This is a genomic window from Nocardioides sp. P4_G10 (genome assembly GCF_056401175.1).
Window position 1 is genome coordinate 308,352 of record NZ_JBFUJV010000001.1, and the last position, 22,160, is coordinate 330,511.

Here is a 22,160-nt window from a genome sequence, read left to right on the forward strand (position 1 = left end):
CGCATGACGCTGTTGGTGATCAGTCCGGACTACGCCTCGCACCTGCTGCCGTTGGCGACTGTCGCGACGGCCTGGCGGGACGCCGGCGAGCCGGTGGTGGTGGCGACCGGCCCGGCGACCGCCGGCATCGTCGCCGGGTTCGGCTTCGACCGTGTCGATCTGGTGTTGGGCCGGGGCTCGAACCCCGGGGTCATCCGGGCCGAACAGCAACCACCCGGCGAGGACGCCGCGCTCCGTGGCTTCTTCGCCGCCACCCGGCACGGCATGGTGGCGACGTTGCGCTACCAGGCAGAGGCACGTCGCGCCGATCTGCTGTGGGAGCCCGTGGACCGGGCTCGGGCCGTCATGGACGTCGTCGAGCGGGTGCAGCCCGACCAGGTGATCGTCGACCACCTGGCGTTCAGCGCCCGCCTCGCGCTCGCCGTGGCGGGCGTCCCGTACGCCGATGTCGTGCTCGGCCACCCGTCCGCGCTGCCGGTCGGCGACGAGGTGTACGGCTACCCGCCCGCCTGGCCGGCGGCCTTCACCGCGCCGGAGTCCGAGCTCGCCGACCTGCACCGGCTGTGCCGCGACGTCAGGGACGCCTTCACTGTGGAGTGGAACGCCGCCCTGCACGTGCTGGCACCCGGTGCCACGCCGTCGGTGGACGCGTTCGCCGAGCACGGTGACCTGCTGATGCTGAACTACCCGGCGGCCCTGCACGACCCGGCACGCACGGCGTTGCTGCCGCCGCACGCGTTCCTCGGCTCTGCCGTGCGGGCCGAGCCGGCGGCCGACGACGTCCAGGACTGGCTCGCCGCCGACGATCGGCCGGTGGTCTACGTCAGCTTCGGCAGCTTCCTCTCGGCGCGCGGGGATGTGCTGGCGACGGTGCTGGACGCCCTTCGCCCCCTCGGCCTTCGGGTCGCGGTGGCGACCGGTTCGGCCACCGGCCTGCCGGACGTCCCGCCGGACTGGCTGATGCGTCCCTACCTGCCGCAGGTCGCCGTGCTGCAACGGACGGCGTTGCTGGTCACCCACGGCGGCAACAACAGCGTGACGGAGGCGCTCACCGCCGGGGTGCCGATGGTGGTGTTGCCGTTCTCCACCGACCAGTTCGCGGGGGCGGCGGCGATCGAGGCCTCCGGGCTGGGAACAGCGCTCGACCCCAACGTGATCACGTCCGCGGACCTGGGTACCGCCGTGCGGGCAGTCCTCGACGGCCCTGCCCCGGAGCTTGCCCGCTCGATCGGCGAGGGGCTACGCCGGGCACCGGGCCGCGACGTGGCCCGCGCGGCCCTGCTCGATTGAACACCCATGGAGGCGTGCGTACACATCGGTTGTCGTATCCGCCCGCAGACAGAGCACGAAAGCCGCTCCGACGGATGTCGGAGCGGCTTTCGTTCAAGAGGGCTGTGTGCGAGTGAGGGCTTGCCCGAAATCGCTGTTCACGCGTGGATGGAGGCCCCGGACAACCCGAAGCGCCTCCCCGGCACACGCGATGTTCCAACTTTGCACACGGCAGATGAGGCGAGGGGCGGCCTAGTGGGGTGACCGCGCTCGAGGCACGACACGACCCCCTCAAGAGGGAGCGTGCCCGAATCCATCACGAAGGCGGGGAGCTCGTCTGCTGGCGCGCCGCTTCAACCAAGCCATTCAAACGTACGAGTTCCTCGTGCCAGCCCTGGAGTTGGTCCTCCTCTACAAGGCGACCGCGCAGGTTTTCGCCGAGGGTTTCCTTGTCGGGCCGAACGAAAGCCTGTCCTCGCGCGAACAGGTTCAGCCACACCCCGTGCGACAGCAGATCACGCCCTTCTGCGGTGGCCTCGATGCGGTCCAGGACGTCTGCCGGGAGATGAGCTGTCGAGCGAAGAAACTTCGCTCGCTTGTCGCGGTACCACGCCTTCTTTGGATCGATGCCAAGTTGAAGCGCGAGGCCGATGAGATTCAGCTCAAGTTCGGCCGACGCCACGACAACTTTGCCAATCGCCTCGTACGGTGGCTTCTTGTCGAGGTACTTGATCAGCTCGTCAACGTCAGTGGCGGCGTTGCTCACAGCCGGTCCCGAATCCTTGAAAGTTCCCACATCGACACCTTACGGGCCTTCTCGAAGTACCACCGGCTGCGTCCCGCCTCATGATTCAGCCGTGCCCTCTCCTGAGAGCCCGAGCGGCGACACCTCCACGTCAGGTACGTCGCTCCGTGTGATTCGCCGCAAGATGGCGCGGAAACCAGGATGCTGTCGGTGGCGTAGTGAACGATGTCCTCGACCGTCGACTACATCCCGCATAGGAGCTTCGCAATGGCAAGACGCGTCTTCATCAGCTACGACTACGATCACGACGCCTTCTTGAAGGAAGCCCTCGTAGGACAGTCCAGACTTCCCGACTCGCCTTTCGAGATCGCAGACTGGTCTATCAAGGTGGCCTCGCCGGGTTGGGAAGCGGAAGCCCGCCGCCGTATCAGTGCATCCTCGACCGTCGCCGTGATCTGCGGTAAGCACACCCACACTGCGACTGGCGTCGCGAAGGAAGTTGCTATCGCCCAAGCCTTGGGAAGGCCCTACTTCTTGCTTGCTGGTTACAAGGAGGGCGGCAACTCCAAGCCGACCACCGCGTTGAGTGGCGACAAGTTGTACAAGTGGACCTGGGACAACCTCAAGATCTTGGTGGAGGGCGGCCGATGAAGGAGGGCGACCCCGACCCCCGGGTACTCGAGATCTACAAAATGAGCGTGGACATGGCGGATCGAGTCTCAGCTCGTCGAGCCAGCGCGAACGCCTACTTCGTAACGATCCAAGGGGCGCTCGTCGCTGCGCTGGGCTTCCTCGCGGGACGCACACCTGCTGTTGACGACCGGTTCCTGGTTGCAATCACAATCGTTGGCCTCATCACGTCGTGCACTTGGTTCTTGCTCCTTCGCAGCTATCGGGACCTGAATCGCGCGAAGTTCAAGGTCATCAACGATCTCGAGCGAATGCTGCCGGTACAACCGTTCGCCGACGAGTGGTCTGAGCTCAGGCGCGACCCGGTTCCGGGTTGGCGTCCTCGCTACGCCGAACTAGGTACGGTCGAGCGTGTGATCCCCGTACTGTTTGGCCTCGTGAACCTGTCCCTCACCGCCTCGATCGCGTGCGGGTGAGGACACCGTGTATCTCGACGAGCTCGCATCGGCTGTTCGCGAGTCACTTCCGGCGAAAGTCGACACACCGGAAGACTCAGACCGCTTGTTCTTGCTCTACGCACTGCTGGTACGCACCTGCGGTCCGCGGACCAGCGCTCGCGACGTCCATGACGCTTGGTCGGTGTGGATGAGCGATCGAGATCCGGGGCATGAATCGCTAGTTCCTTTTGAGGACCTTTCACCCGAGGTCCAGTCGGAGGACCTACCTTTCCTACAGGCCATTCATGACGTCGCACTGCGACGGAACGGCGATCACGACTAGCCCGTCGGCGGAACTACGTCACGTTCGACTGACAGGTATGGGGAGTCAGATGTACAACCTGCTCATTGGCTTCACGGGCGACGATGTCGTATCAGAAGATCGTGTCGGCGAGCACACCGAGGACACAATCGTTTCCTACATCAAGCCAGACAACCAGTTCGACCCTACTCGCGTGGCGAACCTCCCGACACTCATCATGCCGGAAACTCGAGAGAGTGAGTCAGGTCAGGTCGCTCGAGTCGGTCACCTTGACGGGATTACACGCCGCGCTGGCCGCCAGCCAGCCGTCAGCTTTCGATTCATTCCCGACCCCGCGTTCCCAGCCATACCGGTGGAGCACGTCGTCCAAAGTGCCGAGCACTTGGGGATCAGTTCTAAGTGGGAGTTCACTCGAACGCACTGGGCAGTGAAGGACGTGGATCTTCACCGAATGGTGCGGACCGTCATCGTCGATGTCATTCCGTCGCCGCGAGTCTTCGATCTTCCGGTCGGATCTGCCCGCGAGGACGACCTAGTAGCCGTAATGATGCCGTTTGCACCGGAGTTCGATTCGGTCTACGCCGCGCTTGCGGCCGCAGCGGCCTCGGCCGGTCTGCGTTGCCAACGGGCTGACGACATCTGGGAAAACGACGCAATCATGGACGATGTCGTGGGTCTAATCTGGCGGTCTCGGGTGGTTGTGGCGGACTATTCAGGACGGAACGCAAACGTCTTCTACGAGACCGGGATCGCCCACACGATAGGGCGTGATGTTATCCAGATCGGTCAGCAGATCAGCGACATCCCATTCGATCTGCAGGGACTTCGCGCGTCGATCTACTCTCCCACAGGTTCCGGTCTTTCAGAGCTGCAGGCAAAGGTCGCGACTCGGCTCCGCGGCCTCGCGGCACGTACGACCTGACGCCCTGGCGGTGAGTCGCCGAGACCTCGTCAGGGAGCTCACCCGGCCGAATCGCGCTACTGGGCGACCGCTTCCTCGTAGAAGGCGTCCGCCAAGGCGATGATCACGCCGTTGATCCCGGGGCCGTCGCTGAAGAAGTAGTCGGCCATCGTGTTGTGGGCGCCTTGGTTGTCGATGACTGCTTCGGTGACGGCGGCCTGGAAGTCCTGGGACTCCAGGAACTGCTTCTTGGAGTTCACCTGGGTCTGCTTGACCAGGTCCGGATAGGCCAGCAGGCGTTGCACGAGGCCGTTGACGAACTCGCGTACCTGGGACTCGGTGAAGGACTCGGCACCGAAGAGGTCGTTCATCTTGTCGATGACGACCTGTAGCGCGACGTACTTGGGCTCCTTCTTGGCGCCGGTGCCGGCGGCGCTGATGCCCTTGAGCTGTCCGTCGCCGGTCAGGGAGATGTCGACCTGCGTGCTCTTGGTGTGCTTGATGCCGACGAGGACGACGTCGGAAAGGTCGACCGCTGCTGCCCACGAGGAGTCGTCGATGACGCGTTCGAGGAGGCGCAGGTAGATGGAGAGCATCTCCAAGTAGGGGTCGCCGTAGTCGACGATCTGGCTCATGAAGTCGTAGAGCCGCACGTAGGTGGAGACGTCCTTGCGGAACAGGTCGAGGGCGTTGAGGGTGACCTTGTCGTCTTCCTCCAGAGCACGGGCGTAGCGGCGTGCGAAGTCGTGCTGTGCGGGGCTGATCGCTGCGGAGAGCGCGTTGTTGCCCTTGCGAGTGACCCACAGCTCGGCGACCTTGCGGACGTCGTCCTCGGTGTAGATGCCGGCCTGGGCGAGCTTAGTGGCCAGGTGCACGACGACGTAAGGGTCGGTCTCGGTCTCCAGGGTGGCGTTCTTGAAGTAGGGCTCGAAGGAGGCCTTGATGTCCTCAGGCTTGTTGACGAAGTCGATGACGAACGTCTTGCGCTTCTGCTCCCCCGACGCCGTGCGGTGGGTGCGGTTGAGCCGCGAAAGGGTCTGCACGGCGGTCACGCCGGACAGCTTCTTGTCGACGTACATCGCCGACAACAGCGGCTGGTCGAACCCGGTCTGGAACTTGTTGGCGACCAGCATGATCTTGTAGGTCTCGCCCTTGAACGCCGCCGCCAGATCAGAGCCGGCACCGGGGTTCATGTTGGCCTCTGTGAACTCGTCGTCCTTGCCAGGCGCCGGACCCCAGTCGGATGCCCAGACCTCGTCCTCGTCCATCCTCACCGCCCCGGAGAAGGCCACGAGGATCCGGTAGTTGTACGAAGCATCCTCGGCCGCGCGCTTGACGATGTACGCGTCGATGGCCTTCTTGTACTTCACCGCGGCCTTGCGGGAGTCCGTCACCACCATCGCCTTGGCCTTGCCCTCCAGCAGGTGAGCGACGTTGGTGTGGAAGTGCTCGACGATGATCTGCACCTTCTGGCTGATGTTGGTGGGATGCAGCCGCACCCACCGCATCAGCCCCTTGCGTGCGGCCCCCTCTTCGACCTCGCCCTCGCCCTCGACGTTGCCGGCGATCTTCAAGGCGGTCTCGTACGCCTGGTAACCCTTGAGGACGTCGAGGATGTAGCCCTCCTCGATCGCCTGCTTCATCGAGTACAAGTGGAACTCGCGAGGCTTGCCGTCGGGGCCCTTGCGGCCGAACAGCTCCAGCGTCTTGTTCTTCGGGGTAGCAGTGAAGGCGAGGTAAGAGATGTTGGGCGACTCGGCCCGCTCGGTCATCTCCGAAGCGAGGATCGTCTCGACGTCGACCTCCCCGCCGTCTTCGATCTCCTTGAGCTCCTCCGCGGTCAGGACCTGCTTGAGCTTGGAAGAGATCTGCCCGGACTGCGACGAGTGGGCCTCGTCGGCGATGACGGCGAACTTCTTGCCCTTCAGCCCGGCGTCGGCGCGGATCTCCTCCAAGGCGTACGGGAAGGTCTGCACCGTCACCGCGATGATCAGCTCGCCGTTCTTCAACGCCGTGGCGAGCAGGCTGGACTTGGACTTCGCGCCGGCTTTGCGGACGTCCTCGGGGCTGATGGTGGCGACGATCTTGTTGCCGTCGAGCTGACGGATGGCGTCCTGGAGCTGCCCGTCGAGCACGGTGCGGTCGACGACCACGATGACGGAGTCGAAGCCCTTCTTGTTGTCCACGTGCAGTCGGGCCAGCCGGTGCGCGGTCCAGGCGATGGTGTTGGTCTTGCCCGAGCCGGCTGAGTGCTCGATCAGGTACCGCTGACCGACACCTTCTTCGGCGACGGCGGCCACGATGTCCGCGACGGCCTCCCACTGGTGAAACCGGGGGAAAAGCATGCTCGTGCGGCGGACCGAGGTGCCGGTGGCGACGTCCCACTCCTCCTTGGTCTCCACGAGCATCAGCCGGCCGATGATGGTGAGCCAGGCGTCCTTCTCCCACACCCGCTCCCACAGGTATGCCGTCGCCGACTTTCCGTCCGTGCCGGGCGGGTTGCCAGCGCCGGCGTCGAATCCCGTGTTGAACGGCAGGAAGTGGGTCTTCTCCCCCTCCAGTTTCGTAGTCATTGCCGCCAAGTCGTTTGACACAGCGAAGTGCACCAGCGCTCGGTGTCCGAACGACAGCAGCGGCTCCGGCCGGCCGTTGGTGAGGGGGTGCCGGTCCCTGCGGTACTGCTGGATCGCCTCGTCCAGAGACTGCGCGAAGTGCGTCTTCAGTTCCACCGTCGCCACCGGGAGCCCGTTGACGAAGAACACCAGGTCGATGCTGCGCTGGTCGGCGGTGGAGAAATGCACCTGCCGCATCACCCGAACGCGCATCGCCGCGTAGTGGGCGTTCGTCGTGTCGTTCAGCGTCGTCTCGGGCCGGAACTGAGCCATCTTGAGCCGGCCGCCGCCGATGTACTGCACCCCGTTGCGCAAGATGTTCAACGTCCCACCGCCGTGGTCCAGCGGCTTGTCCAGCACAGTGGTCAGCACGTCGAGGAACTTCGCCTCCGACCCGGCYGCCTTCAACGCCTTCTCGTACGCCGGCTTCTGTGTCTCCTCGAGCCATGCAAACAGGTCCTCGGGAAAGAGCGCCCGCTCCCGGTCGTAACCGGCATCGTTTGCCGAGTACAGCCACCCATGAGTAGTTAGGTGGCTGCAGATCTCGGTCTCGAAGACCACCTCATTGTGATCAGCCATCACGCCACGACCGCATGTCGAGCTGCCTCGTCACAGCCGCCGTGATCAACGCCGATCGACGCTCCTTCGACAACTCAATGAAGCGCTGAGTCTGGGCGATCGTTTCATCAATCTTCCCGGTTTGCGCGTCGAGGTAAGCCGCGATGCGGCGCTGTTCTTCGAGCGGAGGAACAGGAACTCTTGTCGCCCGATACTTTGAGGCGCTGTAGTTCTCAATAGTGGACTTCACGGCTCCAACGGCCACCTGGTCCAGGTAGTGCCGAGACTGAGACCAATACGCCAAATACATCGGCACCACTTTGGCAGGATTCGGACGAATGCGGACAAGGTAGCCGGCGTAAGAAGCTGCATCGTCCGAGAGATGGATGTAGGTCTTGCCGATTGTTGCTCCAGCGCGCGTAGCCACGAGGTCATTGCGAGCGAGCATCGAGTCGGCTGTGGATTCCGGATTGGCAGTCACACGCTTTTCCGGAGCCAGTTCGGTCAACGAAGCAATGTCGGTGGTTCGGATGAACCGAGGCCACCACGCCGGATTCGCTGGATCACTTGTCTCGTCCGCTCCTGCGCTGATTGGTGCTGCCACTAGGCCGCGGAGCGCGACCAGCGGAGCACCGCTTCGCGGACTGATCTCGTGATCAATGACAGCCTGCCTACGCTCACGGAGCATCACGATCAGGCGCTGCTGCTCCTCAATTAGGGTGTCGATGCGGGCGGTCTCGCGGTCGAGGTAGTCACAGACCGCACGCTGATACCCGAGCGGGGGCATAGGAATCGGAAGCTCCGCGAGTGTCCCCCAGCGGCGAAAGTCAGCGCCACCCTCGCGGATACCGCGGGCCAACGCCCTCACGAATCCCGACTTCGCCTGGACGCGGATCACATGAGCGACGTATCGAGGGTCCAGTTCAACGAGGGGCGAGCACACCGTGCAGACCGCCGTGATGGCGCCCGATGAATCGGCAATGCCTACCGACCCTCGGAGGATGTCGAGGCCATGCACCACGAAGTCGCCAGTTTCAACCCCCTTGAATCCCGAGAGATCGGCTGCCTCGTGGTAACCGATCTTGGCTCGGTTGGTGCGGAGTGTGACCTGTCCGTCGGTGTAGGCAGTGACTATCTCCGCGCCCTCGGGTACAGGGCGATCGAGTCGGCGGAAAAGTCGACCGAACGGCACCTGCGGCAGTTCCGCTGCACCGGCCCACGACAAGATCATCCCTCGACCTCGCGCAGCAAGTCGAGAATCTTGGCGACCTGCTTCTCCAGATCGGCGTCGATCTCGCCGAGGGGGCGGGGTGGGACGTACTTGTAGAAGTGGCGGGTAAAGGGAATCTCGTAGCCGGTCTTGGTCTTGGCCCAATCAATCCAAGCGTCAGGGACGTGCGGCTTCACCTCGGTGTCGAAGTAGGCCCGGGTGACCTCGGTCTTGCCCGCGGCGCCTGCGGTGGACCCACCGTAGGTGAAGGGCACGTTCTCGGTGTCACGCTTCTTGCTGTCCGGCTTGGGCTTGCCCTTGCGATCAACGACCGGACTGCCGTCCTCGTCGAAGAGAGGTCGCTCGACCGTGATGGTCCAGTAACCGAACTCGTCGTTGGACAGGACCTTGGAGTAGTCGGAATCGGCGTCGGTGAAGTCGGCGTACAGCTGGGCCACCTGGGCGCGGTCGGCGTCGCTGATCTCGCGGCCCTTGGAGCCAAGATTCTTGCGCATCTTGGTCCAGAACGAGGTGCCGTCGATGAGCTGCACGAGCCCCTTGCGGTCGGGGTGCTTGCTGTTGTCGAGGATCCAGATGTAGGTGGCGATCCCGGTGTTGAAGAACATGTTGGTCGGCAGCGCGACGATCGCTTCGACCAGGTCGTTCTCCAGCAGCCACTGGCGGATGCTGGAGGGTCCTGAGCCGGCGCTTCCGCTGAACAAGGGCGAACCGTTCATGACGATCCCGACGCGGCCGCCCCCGTCCTCGGGTGCGCGCATCTTGTGGGCCAGGTGCAGGAGGAAGAGCATCTGGCCATCAGAGGTGGCCGGAAGCCCCGGGGCAAACCGGCCGTAGGGGCCGGCCTCGTCGCGTTCCTTGGTGATGGCTTTGGCGTACTGCTTCCAGTCGACCCCGTATGGCGGGTTCGACATGCTGAAGTCGAAACGGCGGCCTGGGAAGGCGTCGTCGGTGAGGGTGTTGCCGAAGGCAATGTTGGTCGCGTCGTGGCCCTTCGCGAGGAGATCTGACTTGCAGATGGCGTAGGACTGCGGGTTGTACTCCTGGCCGTAGAGGGTGAGCCGCGCACCTGGATTCTGGGTGAGTAGGTGCTCCTCAGCGAGCGAGAGCATCCCGCCGGTGCCGGCGGTAGGGTCATACAGCGTGCGGATGATGCCGGACTCAGTCAGGTCGGCGTCCTTCTCGGCGAACAGCAGGTCGACCAGCAGTCGGATCGCGTCGCGCGGCGTGTAGTGGTCGCCGGAGGTCTCGTTCGCGGCTTCGTTGAACTTGCGGATGATGTACTCGAACGCGTCTCCCATGTCGGCGTTCGACACCATGTCCGGGTGCAGGTCGACGGCACGGAACGACTTCACGATCTCGCGCAGGAGGCCAGCCTTCTCCAGGGCGAGGATCTCCTTCTTGAAATCGAAGTACTCGAACACGTCGACGTCAGCGGAGAACCGGTCGACGTAGTCGGTGAGGTTGTCCGCGAGCCCGTCGGCGTCGGCGAGGAGGTTGGCGAACCCGTAGTTCGAGGTGTTGTAGAAGGGCCGGCCTGTGGCCTTGGTGACCTCGACCTTGAGCCGGTTCGGATTGTCGAACTTCGCGGCCAACTCCCGCACGGTGTCGCGGTTGGGCTCGAGGATGCAATCCAGCCGGCGGAGGATCGTGAACGGCAGGATCACCGTGCCGTACTGGTTGGGCCGGTACGGCCCCCGGAGCTGGTCGGCGATGGACCAGATGAAACTGCCGAGCGTGCTCAACGGGCTGCCTCGCCACGGGTTCCAGGCGTCTGCTGACGCTCACTCGATCGTGTGCTGGCGTGTCCGAGGTTCGACATGGCCTCATCTTGTCCCATCCCCAACTCACCTGCTGCGGAAGCCCAGAGAAGGGCGGCACACGACGACGCATCACCTCCTTCTTGTCGTCTGCAGCCCGCTCGTGCGCTCGCGCGTTGGTTGCTCTGTTGAGTTCTCAAGATTCCTGCTGAGTCGGGTGTTGCCTCGAGAGGACCGTGCCCGGCCAGTGAGCTCCATGGTTCGGCACGACCTACGAACGCGCAGTCACTGCCGCGAAGGGACGGACGCACAACGAGGGGTCGGAGAACCAGCTGGTTCTCCGACCCCTCGGGTCTACTTCAGGATGCCTCGGCGACCACCCGCATCGCCCACGCGTACTCGGCGGGCATCGCGTCGGGGATCGACTTGGCGCGTTGGCAGATCAGGCAGTGCGTCGGTGGCACGTGGGGGGCCACGTGCAGGAGGGACGCCTCCCACGCGGCCATTCGGTCGAGGAGGGCAGCCCCCTCGTGGACACCGGTGAGGATGGCTGCCTCGGTGGCTTCGAGCAGCTCCAGGAGCTCCTCGCATCCGGGCAGCTTGCCCCCGAGCGTGCCGTGGGCGGTGACCATCGCGCACTGCCGGATGATCTCCACCCAGTTGCGGATCAGCACCACCTCCGCGGCGAACGACCGGACGGCGCCCCTGACGGGGCCGGTGTTGGTCACGCCCGTGAGGACGAGCTGTGACGGCTGGTTCTTCATCATGTGGCTCCAGCTGGCTCACCGCAGCATCGGGACCCGTTGCCCCGACGTCTGCGGGGGTCTGAATCGCTTGTGACCCGCCCTCGACTGTCGGTGCTGCTCCTCGCCTCGCAAGAGGCAGAACGAGCCGGCATCCGCACGCATTGCACGGAGGGGTGGCAGTGATTGGCGCTGTCCGAGCCACTCGGGACCGTCCGTCGCGTGAGCAGGCAGAAGCAGACCCCGAACACCGTCCCCTCGACCCGCCCCACCGCGAGGGCTTGGCACGACCGCGCCGCGGGCGACCTCAGCACTTGGGCGGAGGGGTACAACCCCAGCAGCGAGCGCGCCGCGGCCGTATGGAGGACGCACCGAGACCGCCTCGAGCCCTGGATCTCGGCCGCGCCGGCCGCCGGTGTCACCGAGGCGCGACGCATCGCCAGCGCCGTCCTAGAACTCCTGGCGTGGTCACTGCCGCTCGTCAACGACCTTGACGAGGCGATGTCCGAGGACTCGCTCCAGCGGTTCATGCGGGCGAACCCCACCAGCCTCGGAGATGGCGCCCTCGGCAACATCCGCGGTCGCGTACGCCGCGTCCTGAAGGCCCGCGCCGCACTCGACGCCGGATACCCCACGCACGAGGCCAAGAACAGCAAGGCATCGGAGACCAAGAACCGGCGGCCGATCACGGCGGACCAGTCCGCGTCGACCCGCAGGCCCTCCCCCGTCTACACCCAGGAGACCTGGTCCCTGCTGACGACGCCCGCAGAGGGCGACGCGGTCCTCGCTGCCTCCCTCCAGAGCCCCGACGAGGTGAGCGCCGCCGCGTGGACACATGCACGAGTGGTCGCCAAGGAGCTGGGGGTCGACCTGACCAAGGCGCAGGTGCGGCGCACCCAGCACGTGCACGCGCTCAGCCACCCGATGTGCGCCCCCTTGTCGGCGGTGCTGCACAGCCTCGGAGCGACTCGCCGCGCTGCCACTCAAGCAACCCCCCTGCTGCCGGCGGTCGACGACGAGGTCTACCGCGAGATCTTGCGCGAAGGGACAGGCCCCGGGGTCGGAGCGAGCAACGACGATGCCGCCCTCCGCGGCGACTGCACCAGGACGTTACGGCAGCACAGTGAGGACCACCTCGGCACGACCGAGGTCGAGGCACCCGTCCACCCCACACTCGGAGGTTCGCCCACCGTGTCTACCGACCCGCACCACTCGTCACCCGAGAAGTCCCACCCTGAGAACGGAACCCAGCCGGCCGCCTCGGCGCGCCGCCGCCGGAAGCCCTCGGCCCGCCAGATGCGCTTGGCCCTCGCCGCGGCCACTGCCGAGCGTGAGACCAGGACGGACTCCATGCCGGAGTCCATGCGGACCTACATCCGCGAGGTCTACATCCCTCTCGAGGCGGCCGTCCGCCCGCACTGGGACGAGCTCAAGGGTGCCGTCGAGGCCACGTTGGCTGCCTCGTCGGTGCGTGGGGAAGACAGCATGCGCAAGCACGTGACCCACCTGGCCTACTTCTTCCACTGGGCACGCACTGTCGCGCTTCCGCTGGAGCCCTCGACCCTCACCCGCACGAACGTCGGCCGTTACGACCGCGAAGTGTTGGTCGACGCTGGCGGTTCGACGCGTCAGACCCGGCGTTCCCGCTTGATGGCGATGGCTGACCAGATCCACCCCGACGATGCACCGGTCAAGGGGCCGCCGCTGGCTCACCGCAGCGTCGCCCCGCCGTACAGCCTCTCGGAGATGGCGGTCATCCGACGGGTGGCCCAGGTGCAGCCCACGAGGCAGCTGGTGCGGCAGTTGTGCTTGCTGGTCGGCCTCGGCGCAGGCGCAGGCATCGACTCCACTGACATCAAGCGCTTGCGGGACAGCGATGTGACAGACCACGGCCCGGACAAGGGCATCGAGGTCCACGTCACCAACCTCCGCCGCAGCAAGGACAACACCGAGAAGCGCAATCACCGCACCGTGTGGGTCCTGCGCGAGTACGAGGACATGGTCCGCATCGGACTCGAGGGAGCCAGACGAGGACATCTCCTGCTCGGCCGGGACGCGGAACGCGCCAACGTGGCCGCCAGCGTCTTCGCCCGTGCCGTGCTGAGCAAGGAGGTGCCGGAGCTCGCGCAGGCGCGTCTGCGTTCCACGTGGCTGGCCACGCACCTGCAGCGCACCACTCCCCTCAACGTCCTGCTGCAGGCAGCCGGCCTGACGACAGCCCGGACCCTCGTCGAGCTCCTGGAACACCTGCCGACGGGTGCGGACGCAGCGGTTCTCCGCTGACGGCTGGCCCGGTGGGTGCGGCGATTGGCATCCACATCACCGGTCCTCACGGTCCCGGTCGTCCTTCAACCAAGACGACAGGAATCGCACCCGTGTCCAGCTCGACCCCCAGCCCCGACGACTCGAACTTCGCAGAGGGAATCGACCCCGATCTAGCGCCGCTCATCGCGACGCACGACACCGAGGAGGCCAAGATCTCCGCCACGATCTCCGCCAAGATTCGTCTCCACCCCAACCTGCTTGCCCAGCTCGACGCGGCCTTCCTCCGCCACCACTGGCTCGTGAAGTCCACCGGCGTCGGTGAGCTCCTGGACCGCCACTGCCGCAGCTCGAACCGCGGCCGCAAGAAGCAGGGACTGGACGGTGCGCTCTACTACGCCCTCCAGCTGACCGCGGTCTTCACCACCGGACAGGCAACCGTCGAGCAGATGTACGTCATCGCGCACTCCCTGCCCCTCGACACCAGACTGAAGTTCGGGATCGTGGTCTACGAGAACAAGAAGAAGGTCCGCGAGCTCACCCGCAAGCAGCTGTACACGATGACCGAGGGCCTCGGGAAGAACCTCTCCTACACCACCGACTGCCTCACCAACGCGGAGCGGCGAAGCCTCCCCGACGAGGCCCAGAAGGCGCTCCTTCGAGAGCGGCAGGCCGAGCGGCACGCGGTGGTGAACGACATCGTCACCCGGCTGCTGACGGGAACGCATCTCATCGACGTCGGCCACGGCACCTACGCCATCGACGACACCAGCATCTGGGCATGGTCCAAGGCCCCACGCGGCTCTCGACACCAGGAAGGCGGCCAGGACCGTCCCCTCGCCGACGAGGACAACACCCAAGCGCTCCCGCGGGACGCCTCCATCAAGAAGCCGGACGTCCAGGAGGCACCGGACATCCTCGCGGCGGCTGACGAAGAGGCCGAGCGACGCAATCCAGCATCGTGGCTCTGTCCCGACGCCGCCTGGGGTGGTAAGACCGCCAAGAGCGGGGCGCAGATCGGGATCTACGGCTACAAGGCCCACGTCATCGTGAGCACCAACGACCCCGCTCGCAAGGTGCCGCTGCCCGTCATAATCCAGGCGCTCGAGCTCACTCCCGCGAACGCCGACATCGTCGACGTGTCTCTGCGGCTCGTGGACCAGATCCGGGAGCGGGCCGCGTTCGTCCGTCTCATCGGTGACCGTCACTACGGCTACAAGCGCTACGACCGGTGGGCCATGGAGCTCTGGCGGCGTCGGGTCCACCAAGTCCTCGACCTGCGCGTCGACAAGCCCGGCGCCATGGACCAGTACGGCTCGAAGGTGATCGACGGCCGCCCGCACTGCCCCGGCATGGCGCCCCACCTCGAGGCGTTGACTCCCTCAGACGACCCCACGGAGCAGGCTGAGTTCCGGAACCAGATCGCCTACCGGGAGAAGTTCGCCCTGCGTATGGTCAAGGGTCCCCTGGCATCGCCCACGAAGACGGCCGCGGGCGAGGACGACCCCAAGGTGGGTGTCACCCGGTGGCAGTGCCCTGCGGTCGCCGGCACCGTGGGCTGCCCCCTGCGTCAGGGCACCGTCGCCTTGGCGCGGCAGGTCGGAACTCCCGTAGTTCCCAACCCTCCCCAGGCTGAGGCCGGGGAGCAGCTGCCTGCCTGCTGCATCCAGCAGACGATCCAGATCGAGGCCGGTACCCCGATGAAGTACCTGCAGGAGGACTACTGGGGCAGCGAGCAGTGGGAGCTCGCCTATGCCCTGCGCTCGGCCGTCGAGGCAGTCTTCGGCAACATCAAGAACCGCGGCACCGAGGACGTACGGCGCGGGTTCGTCCAGGTCGTCGGACTGCCGCTCGTCACGCTGGCCGTCGCCGCGGCAGCCGCCTGCTACAACATCCGCATCCTTGAGAAGCACAGCCGCGAGTCCGGAGAACGGATCGACAGCCCGCTGATGAACCACCCCCTCGACGGAGAGGTCATCGAGAGCCTGATCCTACGCAGCGACGAGGTCTTCGAGCACGTCGAGCGACTCGAGCAGACGGCCGCCTGAGGACTCTTGGCCCAACAACGAGAGGGCCCCAACCACGACCGTGGTTGGGGCCCTCTCGTCGTTCTGCTGGGGCTGTTGGAGGTCTCCCGAGCAGTCCCCATTTCGGGAAACTGTTCAGGCCCATTTCGGGAAAGCCCTCCGAGTGGAGCTGCGGGGAATCGAACCCCGGTCCTCGAGCGTCGATCCAGGTCTTCTCCGGGTGCAGTCAGTGTTGTCGCTTTTCTCGGCCCCGGCGCTCGCACAGACACGTCGCCGACAGGCCCAGTCAGGATTGAGTCCCGGTCACCCCTCCTGACAGAGAGTGACCAGCAAGTCCCCTAGATGAGGCCTGGATCCGGGACGGAGACGGGTGCCCGGTCAGACCCTTCGATCACTGCTCAGGCAGCGAGAGCGAAGTCGTTGCGATTGGTGTTGGCAACTATGGATTTCCAGCGATCGTTTACGAGATGACGCTGGCTTCTCGACCCGCTTCCCCTGGAACTAACGTCCCAAGTCGAAACCGATCAGCCCCTCTTGTGTTGTCAAGCAGGCCCGAGCCCACGGCTCCAGCCTACTGGTCCCAACCGACAGATCGCGAACGCTATTCCGTCGGGCGCAGCGGATCGGAGTGCCACGTGTCGTCGTCGAGGCGCCACAGCTGGCGGTCGTTGCCCACCGCCAGGTCGGCGGGGACGTCGTGGTCGAAGTCGAGACCGGCCTCGCGGACGGCCCGGGCGTAGTCGCCCCAGGCAGCAGCGTGCCGTGCGTTCGCGTCGGCCTTCTCGGCCTCCGTGGCGCCCGGTGCGGTGAAGACACCGCCGTGCGGAGCCTCGAGTCCGGTCGGGACGTGACTCCCGTCCGGTGCGATCCCGTAGAGCTGCTCGTCCGTCATCCGGTGGTCTGCGCGCACGAGGAGCGTCCCGTCGTCGCGCCAGCGGAACCGGACCGACCACCCCTGCCCCCTGAGGTGCCCGTCACGCCGCGCGGCGACGGCGTCGTCGGGCAGGAACAGCCCCCACCTGCCGAAGTACTCCGCGAACGCCTGCTGCTGCGCCGTCGGCCCGACCTGCCGCTCCTCCTTCCCGTCAGGGTCGCCGTGCTCGCCCGTCTGGGCAGGCGCGGCGCCCAGGCGTACGCGCGTGATGCGGTGGCCGTCGATCTCGACGACCTCGAGGCGACGGTCCTCGACCACCACCGAGTCACCGACCTCGCCCATCCGCGCGAGGCGGTGGAGCACGTAGCCGGCGACGGTCTCGTAGGGACCGTCCTCCAGCGCGACGCCGGTCCGCTCGGCGAACTCCTCGATCGTCAGCCCGGCGTCCACGGTCGTCGGGTCCTGGGACGCGGCGATCTCGGCGTCCGTGTCGTACTCGTCGTGGATCTCGCCGACGAGCTCCTCCATGAGGTCCTCGAGGGTGACGATGCCGTCGGTGCCGCCGTACTCGTCGACCACGAGGGCGATGTGGGCGCCGAGGCTGCGCAGCTGGTCGATGGAGGGCAGGACCCGGTTGGTGCGCGGCAGCACCGGCAGCTCGCGGGCGATGTCGGCGACCGGCGTCGAGCTGTCGTCCGCCCGCCCGAGCACGTCGCGCAGGTGGAGGTAGCCGAGCACCTCGTCGAACGACGTACCGGTCACCGGGTAGCGGGTGTAGGGCTGCTCGACGATGACGGCGACCGCCTCGGCGAGGCTCATGTCGCCGCGGAGGAAGACCACGTCGCCACGGGGCTTCATCACCTCGCTGAGCGAGCGGTCACCGGCCTCGAAGACGTCGTCGACGAGTCGTCGCTCGCCCTCGGGGATGTCCTCGTGGCCGGAGATCATCATCCGCAGCTCCTCCTCGTCGACCTCGTCGCCGGCGGCGTCGGGGTTGCCGCCGAGGAGGCGGACGAGCAGGTTGGTCGAGAGCGACAGCAACCAGATGACCGGTGTCATCACGGTGGCGAACTTGCCGAGCGGCGGCGCGAAGAGCTTGGCGACCCCCACCGAGCGCTGCAGCGCGAGCCGCTTGGGCACGAGCTCACCGAGGACGAGCGACAGGTACGACACGACGAGGGTGGTCACGATCAGCGACACCGTGTCGGGCGCCGGGGTGCCGAGGCCCTCGAACACGGGCGCGAAGGACGGTGCGAGCGTCGAGGCACCGAAGGCGGCTGAGAAGAAGCCCGCCACGGTGACGCCGATCTGCACGGCCGAGAGGAACCGGTTGGGGTCGCGGGCGAGGGAGGCGACCGCGTGGCCGCGGCCACCCTGGGTGTCGAGGCGCTCCACCTGTCCGGAGCGCAGCGAGACCAGCGCGATCTCGGTCGCCGCGAACACACCGCCCACCAGGATGAACGCGAGGACGAGCAGGACGTCGATCCACGTACCGGCTTCCACCCGGACAACCTATCGAGTTGCCACCAGCGCGGCGCCGACGGCGGCGACGGGGTAGTGCAGCGGCACCATGCTGAGCCGGCCGGCGAGGCCGAGCGAGGCGAGGAAGGGCGACCCCTCCCCCAGCGACCGCAGCTGGCGGACCACCTGCTCGCGCAGCGGTTCGCCGACCTCGGCGACCCCGCCACCCAGCACGATGCGCTCGGGGTCGATCGTGAGGCCGAGGGCGCGGACCGCGCTGGCCACACCCCAGCAGAAGCGGTCGCGCACGGCCACGGCCGCGGGGTCGCCCGCGGCGGCGGCCGCGAAGAGTGCCGCGGCGGGCGGTCCGTCGGGGGTGGGCCAGGCCCGCGCGAGGGCCCGGCCCGACGCGATGGTCTCCAGGCAGCCGGTCTGGCCGCAGCCGCACGCCTCGCCCGCGGGATCGACCGGCAGGTGGCCGATCTCACCGGCCGCTCCGTGCTCGCCGCGACGCAGCCGGCCGTCGACGACGAGCCCGGCCGCGAGTCCCGTGCCGACGCTGAGGTAGACGACGTCGTCGGCCTCGACCAGCGCGCAGGCGGCGAGCGCGGCGGCGTTCACGTCGTTCTCCACGACCACCGGCACGCCGAGACGCTCAGCCAGCAGGTCGCGCAGCGGCAGGTCGTCGCCGTTGACGTCGAGGTTGACCGCGTGCCGCAGCATCCCGCGCTCGCTGTCGACCAGTCCGGGCACGCCGACACCCACGCGCCAGTCGAGGCTCCGACCGCTCTCCCGCGCGAGGGCATGGAACACCCGCTCCGCGGTCGCGACCACCCCGTCGGCGCCGGGTCGGGTGGACTCCCTGACCTGGGCGAGGATCGTGCCGTCCTCGTCGAGCACGACGCCGTGCGTCTTGGTGCCTCCGATGTCCAGGCCGACGCTCCGCGTGCCCGAGAGTGCGGCGTTCACCGCGTCCACCCCGCCCCGCGCAGCAGCTGCGTCACCGCGGCGACGCCCGGCGCGGACGAGCCCCGCGTGCTGATGGTCGTGAGGCCGACGTCGTGGGTCGACGGCCAGCCCCACTCGACGACGACGGCGGGCCGCCCGTCCTCCGCGAGCGCGCGCAGGAAGGCCAGCACCTCGGGGCGTCGGCCGGCGTCGCGCACCTGCACGACGAGGGGTACGTCGCCCGGGACCGCGTCCGGCAGCCCGTCCGCCAGCGACCCCGGGTCGAGGCGGTGGTCCGCCGGGAGGCCCCACGCCACGTCGCCGACCGCGATGTTGGCCACGGTGTCGACGCTGACGACGACGGCGCCGGCGAGGCCGGGCAGCGCGCCGTCGACCCGCGTCGCGGAGGCGGCCGCAGAGGCCTGTCGGGAGGCGTCGGGAAGCTCCGGGTGGGTCGCCGTCGCCGGCACGCGCATCGCGGCGACGCGACCGGCGGCGTCCGCGAGCCGGTCGTGGGTCAGGCGGCCGTCCGCGACGGCAGCGACGATCGCGTCGCGGACCCCCAGCACCATCGCGGCGGGCTTGTCGGGGCCGAGGCAGAGGAGGTCGCACCCGGCGGCGAGGGCCAGGACTGCCACGTCGGGGATGCCGAGCACGGCGGACGCACCGGCCATGTCCAGCGCGTCGCTGACGACGACGCCGTCGAAGCCGAGCACCTCGCGCAGCATGCCGAGCACGAGCGGGCTCAGGGTCGCCGGACGGTCGGGGTCGATCGCGGGCACGACGATGTGCGACGTCATGACGGCCGCGGTGCCGGCCTCCACCGCGGCGTCGAAGGGCACCAGCTCGCGGGCCGCCAAGGTGTCCGGGTCGACGTCGATGCGGGGCAGGTCGAGGTGGCTGTCGGTGGCGGTGTCGCCGTGGCCGGGGAAGTGCTTGGCGCACGCCGCGACACCGGTGGACTGGAGTCCGCGCGTCCACGCCACGACGTGGGCGGCGACCTGCTCGGGGTCCACGCCGAAGCTGCGGGTGCCGATGACGGGGTTGTCGGGGTCGCTGTTGACGTCGGCGTCCGGGGCGAGGTCGAGGGTGACGCCCACCGACGCGAGCTCGTGGCCCACCCAGCGGCCGACGGCCTCGGTGAGCTCGAGGTCGGCGGCGCCGCCGAGGGCCGCGGCACCGAGGACGGGGCTCGGCTCGCGGGTGTGCAGCCGGCTGACGTCGCCACCCTCCTCGTCCACCGCGACCACGGCGGCGGGGTTGGCGGCGCGGATCTCGGCGCTGAGGGCGGCGAGGGCGGCGGGGCCGTCGGCGGTGTTGCTGCCGAAGTAGCAGATGCCGCCGAGACCCTGCTCGAGCAGCGCGCGGTAGTCGTCGGGCAGCGTCGTGCCGGCGAAGCCGGGCAGCAGCACCCGCAGCGCCAGGGCGCGGAGGTCATCGGTGCGACTCTCGGTCGACTGGGTCGCCTCGGGGTCCCCGCGGCGTTGTTCGGGGGAGCGCAGCGGAGGAGAAGAACGTCGTGGGGTGAGGTTCATCCCTTCACCGCGCCCGCGGTGAGCCCGCTGACCATCCGGCCCTGCACGACGAGGAAGAAGATGATGACGGGCACGGCGATGAGGGTGGAGCCGGCCATGATCCCGCCCCAGTCGGTGCCGCGGTTGACGTCGGTGAAGGTCGACAGCCACAGCGGCAGCGTCCGCTGGTCCTCACGCGTCATCACCACGAGCGCGAGGGTGAACTCGTTCCACGCCTGGATGAAGCCGAAGACGCCGGTCGCGACCAGGCCGGGGGCGAGCAGCGGCAGCGTGACGCGGAAGAACGCCTGCACACGCGTGCACCCGTCCATCATCGCGGCCTCCTCCAGCTCGTACGGCACCCCCGCGACGAAGCCGCGCAGGGTCCAGATCGTGAAGGGCAGCACGCCGGCGACGTAGACCAGCGTGAGCCCGACGACGGTGTTGAGCAGGTCCATCGTCTCGAGCATCTTGTACTGGCTGATGAACAGTCCCTCCACCGGGATCATCTGGATCACCAGCAGGGTGATGATGAAGGACAGCCGACCGCGGAACCGGAACCTGCTCACCGCCACGGCAGCGACGAAGGCGAAGAGCAGTGCCACGGTGATCGTGAGGCCGGTGACCATGAGGCTGACCTGGAGCGCGTCGAGGAACTGGTCGGTGCGGAAGACCGTGCGGTAGTTGTCGAGGTCGCCGCCGAAGGGCACCCAGGTCGGGGTCGGGCTGCGGATCTCGTTGCGCGCCAGGAACGAGCTGTTGACCATCCAATAGACAGGGAAGGCCGAGACGAGGAACGCGAGGACACCGAGCGTGTTGGCGGTGATGCGCAGGGCGGGGCGGGTCGGCCGGCTCATCGTGCCTCTCCCTCCTGTCGGAGCATGGCGCGGACGTAGGGCGCGGTCAGCACGACGGTGAGGGCGAGCATGAAGATCGCCACCGCCGCGGACATGCCGAACTCGCCGCCGCCGATGCCGAGCCGGTAGATGTAGGTGCCGAGCAGGTTGGTGTCGCGGGCACTGCCGCCCGCCTTCTGCAGGATGTAGATCTGCGAGAAGACGCGCAGGTCCCAGATGATCTGCAGCAGGCCCACGACGAGCAGGACCGGGCGGATGGTGGGCAGCACGACGTGGCGGAAGCGTGAGACCGGACCCGCGCCGTCGATCTCGGAGGCCTCCATCAGCTCCTCGGGCAGCTGCGTGAGCGCGGCGTAGACCGTGAACGCGACGAACGGCACGCTCATCCACACGACGATCACGGTCGCGACGAAGAAGAAGGACAGCGGCCGCAGGAGCCACCCGTGGCCCTCGAAGTCGAGGCCGAGCCCGGTGAGGACGTAGTTCACGACGCCGTACTGCGTGTCGAAGAGCCACTGCCACACCGTGAGCGAGGCGACGACCGGCATCGCCCACGCGAGCAGGAGCCCGGTCTGCACGAGGAGTCGTACGCCGCGCGACATGTGCCGCATCAGCAGCGCGAGGCCGACGCCGATCGCCATCGTGAGCGCCGCGTTGACGAGGCAGAAGGCGATGGAGCGGAGGGTGACCCGCCACAGGTAGCCGTCGGCGACGAGCGTGCGGTAGTTGTTGGCGCCGACCCACTCCGGAGGTCGGCCGAACTGCTGGGCGAGGCCGTAGTCCTGCAGGGAGAGCACGACCTGGCGCACGAGCGGGTAGCCCAGTGCCACTCCCAGTGCCAGCACGGCCGGGACCAGGAGCGCGTACGGCAGCACGGTGGCGCGGTTGCGACGGGGGGCCGTGCCGGTCGCGGGCTCCTGGGAGGTGTCACGGGTCGTGTCGCTGAGCGTGCTGCTCATCGGTCCTCCTCTCCGGTGCCGGTGTGATTGTCGCGCGGGCGCGCCCCGGTGGG

At 67.4% G+C, this 22,160-nt stretch carries 17 protein-coding genes and 1 other RNA gene; 7 read left to right on the forward strand and 11 right to left on the reverse strand.

The features are described from left to right. Positions 1–3: 3 nt before the first annotated feature. Complete coding sequence (locus AC1DP1_RS01510) at positions 4–1,290, forward strand: nucleotide disphospho-sugar-binding domain-containing protein (protein WP_477505331.1); 1,287 nt, start codon at positions 4–6, stop codon at positions 1,288–1,290. A gap of 295 nt (positions 1,291–1,585) precedes the next feature. On the opposite strand, the gene AC1DP1_RS01515 is transcribed toward AC1DP1_RS01510, so the two are convergent. Next, on the reverse strand, positions 1,586–2,035 hold the full coding sequence (locus tag AC1DP1_RS01515; protein WP_477505332.1) for a hypothetical protein: 450 nt from the start codon (positions 2,033–2,035) through the stop codon (positions 1,586–1,588). A 204-nt stretch (positions 2,036–2,239) separates the two neighbouring features. Between AC1DP1_RS01515 and AC1DP1_RS01520 the strand changes: the two genes are divergently transcribed. Genes AC1DP1_RS01520 through AC1DP1_RS01535 form a run of 4 tightly spaced genes read left to right on the forward strand, consistent with a single transcriptional unit; the run spans position 2,240 to position 4,325 of the window. Next, on the forward strand, positions 2,240–2,665 hold the full coding sequence (locus AC1DP1_RS01520) for a TIR domain-containing protein (protein ID WP_477505333.1): 426 nt from the start codon (positions 2,240–2,242) through the stop codon (positions 2,663–2,665). Next, entirely contained in the window at positions 2,662–3,120 is a 459-nt protein-coding gene (locus AC1DP1_RS01525; RefSeq protein ID WP_477505334.1) for a RipA family octameric membrane protein, read from the forward strand. Before AC1DP1_RS01520 ends, AC1DP1_RS01525 begins: the two co-directional genes overlap by 4 nt. A 7-nt stretch (positions 3,121–3,127) precedes the next feature. After that, on the forward strand, positions 3,128–3,424 hold the full coding sequence (locus tag AC1DP1_RS01530; RefSeq protein WP_477505335.1) for a DUF7701 domain-containing protein: 297 nt from the start codon (positions 3,128–3,130) through the stop codon (positions 3,422–3,424). A gap of 49 nt (positions 3,425–3,473) precedes the next feature. Continuing rightward, complete coding sequence (locus AC1DP1_RS01535; protein ID WP_477505336.1) at positions 3,474–4,325, forward strand: hypothetical protein; 852 nt, start codon at positions 3,474–3,476, stop codon at positions 4,323–4,325. Positions 4,326–4,381: 56 nt separating this feature from the next. On the opposite strand, the gene AC1DP1_RS01540 is transcribed toward AC1DP1_RS01535, so the two are convergent. From AC1DP1_RS01540 to AC1DP1_RS01555, 4 genes are all read right to left on the reverse strand, one after another. Next, a complete protein-coding gene (locus tag AC1DP1_RS01540) occupies positions 4,382–7,495 on the reverse strand; it encodes a type I restriction endonuclease subunit R (protein WP_477505337.1) in 3,114 nt (1,037 codons plus the stop codon). After that, complete coding sequence (locus tag AC1DP1_RS01545) at positions 7,488–8,705, reverse strand: restriction endonuclease subunit S (protein ID WP_477505338.1); 1,218 nt, start codon at positions 8,703–8,705, stop codon at positions 7,488–7,490. The genes AC1DP1_RS01540 and AC1DP1_RS01545 overlap by 8 nt, the downstream gene beginning before the upstream one ends. Beyond that, a complete protein-coding gene (locus AC1DP1_RS01550; RefSeq protein ID WP_477505339.1) occupies positions 8,702–10,447 on the reverse strand; it encodes a type I restriction-modification system subunit M in 1,746 nt (581 codons plus the stop codon). The genes AC1DP1_RS01545 and AC1DP1_RS01550 overlap by 4 nt, the downstream gene beginning before the upstream one ends. A gap of 374 nt (positions 10,448–10,821) precedes the next feature. Beyond that, on the reverse strand, positions 10,822–11,229 hold the full coding sequence (locus AC1DP1_RS01555; protein WP_477505340.1) for a hypothetical protein: 408 nt from the start codon (positions 11,227–11,229) through the stop codon (positions 10,822–10,824). A 198-nt stretch (positions 11,230–11,427) separates the two neighbouring features. Between AC1DP1_RS01555 and AC1DP1_RS01560 the strand changes: the two genes are divergently transcribed. Beyond that, on the forward strand, positions 11,428–13,488 hold the full coding sequence (locus AC1DP1_RS01560; RefSeq protein WP_477505341.1) for a hypothetical protein: 2,061 nt from the start codon (positions 11,428–11,430) through the stop codon (positions 13,486–13,488). Positions 13,489–13,580: 92 nt separating this feature from the next. After that, positions 13,581–15,515 (forward strand): transposase, encoded by a 1,935-nt coding sequence (locus AC1DP1_RS01565; RefSeq protein WP_477505342.1) that lies wholly within the window; start codon positions 13,581–13,583, stop codon positions 15,513–15,515. 140 nt (positions 15,516–15,655) lie between these two features. Here the strand turns inward: AC1DP1_RS01565 and ssrA are convergent. The 6 genes from ssrA to AC1DP1_RS01595 all read right to left on the reverse strand — a co-directional run bounded on the left by ssrA (position 15,656) and on the right by AC1DP1_RS01595 (position 22,107). Then, positions 15,656–16,026, reverse strand: a transfer-messenger RNA (tmRNA) gene (ssrA, locus tag AC1DP1_RS01570). A gap of 69 nt (positions 16,027–16,095) precedes the next feature. Further along, complete coding sequence (locus tag AC1DP1_RS01575; protein ID WP_477505343.1) at positions 16,096–17,871, reverse strand: hemolysin family protein; 1,776 nt, start codon at positions 17,869–17,871, stop codon at positions 16,096–16,098. A 9-nt stretch (positions 17,872–17,880) separates the two neighbouring features. Further along, positions 17,881–18,798 carry an ROK family protein gene (locus AC1DP1_RS01580; protein ID WP_477505344.1) on the reverse strand — a complete coding sequence of 306 codons (918 nt, stop codon included), beginning with the start codon at positions 18,796–18,798 and terminating at the stop codon, positions 17,881–17,883. Beyond that, positions 18,795–20,312, reverse strand: coding sequence for a glycoside hydrolase family 3 protein (locus AC1DP1_RS01585; protein WP_477505345.1), 1,518 nt, complete (start codon positions 20,310–20,312; stop codon positions 18,795–18,797). Before AC1DP1_RS01585 ends, AC1DP1_RS01580 begins: the two co-directional genes overlap by 4 nt. Beyond that, the gene (locus tag AC1DP1_RS01590; RefSeq protein ID WP_457191521.1) at positions 20,309–21,148 is read right to left on the reverse strand and encodes a carbohydrate ABC transporter permease; all 840 of its coding nucleotides are present in this window, start codon (positions 21,146–21,148) and stop codon (positions 20,309–20,311) included. Before AC1DP1_RS01590 ends, AC1DP1_RS01585 begins: the two co-directional genes overlap by 4 nt. Next, positions 21,145–22,107 (reverse strand): carbohydrate ABC transporter permease, encoded by a 963-nt coding sequence (locus AC1DP1_RS01595; RefSeq protein WP_477505346.1) that lies wholly within the window; start codon positions 22,105–22,107, stop codon positions 21,145–21,147. The genes AC1DP1_RS01590 and AC1DP1_RS01595 overlap by 4 nt, the downstream gene beginning before the upstream one ends. Positions 22,108–22,160: the final 53 nt, after the last annotated feature.

What these genes read in the sequence shown, in the direction of transcription:
- AC1DP1_RS01520 (WP_477505333.1), top strand. Translation starts at nt 2,240, where the DNA reads ATGTCCTCGACCGTCGACTACATCCCGCATAGGAGCTTCGCAATGGCA.
- AC1DP1_RS01510 (WP_477505331.1), top strand. Translation starts at nt 4, where the DNA reads ATGACGCTGTTGGTGATCAGTCCGGACTACGCCTCGCACCTGCTGCCG.
- AC1DP1_RS01585 (WP_477505345.1), bottom strand. Translation starts at nt 20,312, where the DNA reads ATGAACCTCACCCCACGACGTTCTTCTCCTCCGCTGCGCTCCCCCGAA.
- AC1DP1_RS01590 (WP_457191521.1), bottom strand. Translation starts at nt 21,148, where the DNA reads ATGAGCCGGCCGACCCGCCCCGCCCTGCGCATCACCGCCAACACGCTC.
- AC1DP1_RS01535 (WP_477505336.1), top strand. Translation starts at nt 3,474, where the DNA reads ATGTACAACCTGCTCATTGGCTTCACGGGCGACGATGTCGTATCAGAA.
- AC1DP1_RS01545 (WP_477505338.1), bottom strand. Translation starts at nt 8,705, where the DNA reads ATGATCTTGTCGTGGGCCGGTGCAGCGGAACTGCCGCAGGTGCCGTTC.
- AC1DP1_RS01595 (WP_477505346.1), bottom strand. Translation starts at nt 22,107, where the DNA reads ATGAGCAGCACGCTCAGCGACACGACCCGTGACACCTCCCAGGAGCCC.
- AC1DP1_RS01525 (WP_477505334.1), top strand. Translation starts at nt 2,662, where the DNA reads ATGAAGGAGGGCGACCCCGACCCCCGGGTACTCGAGATCTACAAAATG.
- AC1DP1_RS01555 (WP_477505340.1), bottom strand. Translation starts at nt 11,229, where the DNA reads ATGATGAAGAACCAGCCGTCACAGCTCGTCCTCACGGGCGTGACCAAC.